This window comes from Xenorhabdus anantnagensis, from assembly GCF_028598555.1.
Classification (GTDB): Bacteria; Pseudomonadota; Gammaproteobacteria; order Enterobacterales; family Enterobacteriaceae; genus Xenorhabdus; species Xenorhabdus anantnagensis.
Window position 1 is genome coordinate 1 of sequence record NZ_JAQRFN010000071.1, and the last position, 1,876, is coordinate 1,876.

Annotated in this window: 4 protein-coding genes; all 4 read left to right on the plus strand. The window is 46.0% G+C overall.

What is annotated here, in order from left to right:
- Positions 1-162: 162 nt before the first annotated feature.
- From PSI14_RS19845 to PSI14_RS19860, 4 genes are read left to right on the plus strand one after another with little or no spacing between them, the layout of a single operon-like run.
- Positions 163-450, plus strand: coding sequence for a hypothetical protein (locus PSI14_RS19845; protein WP_273577702.1), 288 nt, complete (start codon positions 163-165; stop codon positions 448-450).
- Positions 447-806 carry a RusA family crossover junction endodeoxyribonuclease gene (locus tag PSI14_RS19850; RefSeq protein WP_273577703.1) on the plus strand — a complete coding sequence of 120 codons (360 nt, stop codon included), beginning with the start codon at positions 447-449 and terminating at the stop codon, positions 804-806. The genes PSI14_RS19845 and PSI14_RS19850 overlap by 4 nt, the downstream gene beginning before the upstream one ends.
- Complete coding sequence (locus PSI14_RS19855; protein WP_273577704.1) at positions 803-1,003, plus strand: helix-turn-helix domain-containing protein; 201 nt, start codon at positions 803-805, stop codon at positions 1,001-1,003. Before PSI14_RS19850 ends, PSI14_RS19855 begins: the two co-directional genes overlap by 4 nt.
- On the plus strand, positions 1,000-1,839 hold the full coding sequence (locus tag PSI14_RS19860; RefSeq protein WP_273577705.1) for an antitermination protein Q: 840 nt from the start codon (positions 1,000-1,002) through the stop codon (positions 1,837-1,839). Before PSI14_RS19855 ends, PSI14_RS19860 begins: the two co-directional genes overlap by 4 nt.
- Positions 1,840-1,876 lie beyond the last annotated feature (37 nt).

The window sequence follows — 1,876 nt, forward strand, 5'->3', positions numbered from 1 at the left end:
AAGACGCCCAATACTGGAACCAGCAATACATCGATACTGGCGCCGTGTTTGGCTATGGGTTGACTGTGGAGCAAATCAAATGAATTGGAAATCATACCTCATATTCATCGGATTGTGGTTCGCATCATCGCTAATGATGGGACTGGTGTTAGGGGGGATAGGGTGAAACAGAAGAGCTATCGCAGTAAAAAATGGCTGGCAGCAGTTGGACAGATTGAATGCTGTGTCCGATGTGGGAAATACGGCATTCAGGTTGCCCACCGGAACGAAGGTAAAGGAATGGGGTTGAAGGTCGATGATAGTCTCACTGCTGCTTTATGTCCTGAATGCCATCATGCTATCGACAATGGAGCCGATATGAGCAGAGAAGAGCGTAGGCACGAGATGGACAGGTCTATTGTCCTGACCGTCAAGGAGCTGACCAGAAGGGGATTAGTTGGGGCACTATGAAAACCTACAATTTAAAATTGCCGTGGCCTCCATCGAATAACACCTACTGGCGGCATGTTGGAAAAAATCATTACATATCCCCAAAAGGAGCGGCATACAGAAAAACAATCATAAAACTCATCAAGCAGCAAAACCTCGACATCAACACCACAGCCCGCATCAAAATCTCAATCACAGCAAATCCCCCGGACAGACGACAGAGAGACCTCGATAACCTGCCTAAAGCGGTTTTCGACTCACTGACGCATGCCGAATTTTGGGTTGATGATAGTCAGATTGATGATATGCGAATTAAGCGTGGCGAACGGATGGCAGGCGGCTGTTTGGATGTTCAGATATGGGAGCTGGGGACATGAATGTTGAAATAAAAATAACGTCAATCCCCGAACTGCTCATAAAACACCGGGGCAATCAAACCCAGTTAGCCCATGAGTTAGGCATTAACCGAATGACAGTGGGTAAATTCGCGCGTGATTTTAAATGCCAATATCACATTGTCTGTAATGGGGCATTGATGACAAAAACAAAGCTAAAAGGGAACCAGAGGAAATGAGACTCGCAGACCTACCGAAGTATTTCTCACCCAAAACCATTCAATTTAGTGACTCTCCAGCCGCAACGGCTACTGATGCATTTTCAATTACCGATGTTATGGCCTCGCTGGGATTGGCGTCCGCTCAGGCGAGGCTGGGTATTGAACTGTTTTTGGCGAAACAGGGGATCAACAGACCAGATGAGGCAGTGGAGAGTCTCTACCAGTATGCACTGACACAGGCTCACAAACACAGTGCAATCGCAAAACTCGATGATGATATTAGGGGAAATGTCCTGCAAATACTCGCAAATTATGCATTTCAGGATTATGCGAGGAGTGCAGCCAGTAAGAAGCCGTGTCCGGCGCATTGTGATGGCGGGTTTATCGAGGCGGAGGTGTTTACTACAAAGACATATACCCCGTGGAGGGAAAAAAGGCTGGTTAAGGCAAATTTAAGTATGGGCGTAAAGATCATCCCGTCATCATACGAAAAATCCCGTGACGCCAGAGAAATTGTGAGAGTGGTCTGTTCCACATGTAATGGCAAATGCGAGGTCAGTCATTCGTGCCGTTGCAATGGGCGCGGGGAAGTTCTGGATAAAAAACAGACGGAGCTATTCGGTATTCCGGTTTTTAAAACCTGTCCTAAATGTTCTGGGCGGGGATATTCTCGACTGCCTGCCGAGGATGTTAGACGCGCTATTTGTGATGCGGTGGTGGAACTGCCTGAGACCACATGGAGACGAAATTTTAAACCACTGTATGAAACATTAATTCAGGAATGCTTTAAAGAGGAATCAAACGCTGAATTCATTCTGTCAAATCTAACAAAAAGGGAAATTATTTCTACATAAATATTAAACAGGAGATAAATGATATTGACAGGATGGC